The 288-nt window shown below is 45.8% G+C and carries 1 protein-coding gene; it reads right to left on the reverse strand.

Annotated features, from left to right (window positions below):
• The coding region (locus tag IHV11_RS21045; protein WP_197196113.1) for a hypothetical protein at positions 1-288 on the reverse strand (288 nt) is incomplete at both ends.

A 288-nucleotide genomic window follows, 5' to 3' on the forward strand; every position in this document is an offset into this window, starting at 1 on the left:
TTACTACTGCTATAGGTTGTTCCCGTGGTGCTTGGCGTAACGTCCTTCGTGCTGCCATCTGCCATGTTCGCGATGACTTCCAACTGGTTTGTCGATCCTGGCGTTAGTGTTAAATTTGCCTTTTCTACACTTAAACTAGTGACTGTCTCAGCTGGATCATCTCCTACTAATACGGTCACATACACGAACTTTCCACCATTTTTTATAGTGAGCGTTGCTTTATAATTCTTTGGTGCATTACTCGGGACTTTGATCAAACCGTTGCCGTCCACCGTCGCATAGGTCGTG

This window comes from Fictibacillus sp. 26RED30 (assembly GCF_015903845.1).
In the GTDB taxonomy this organism is placed as follows: domain Bacteria; phylum Bacillota; class Bacilli; order Bacillales; family Fictibacillaceae; genus Fictibacillus; species Fictibacillus phosphorivorans.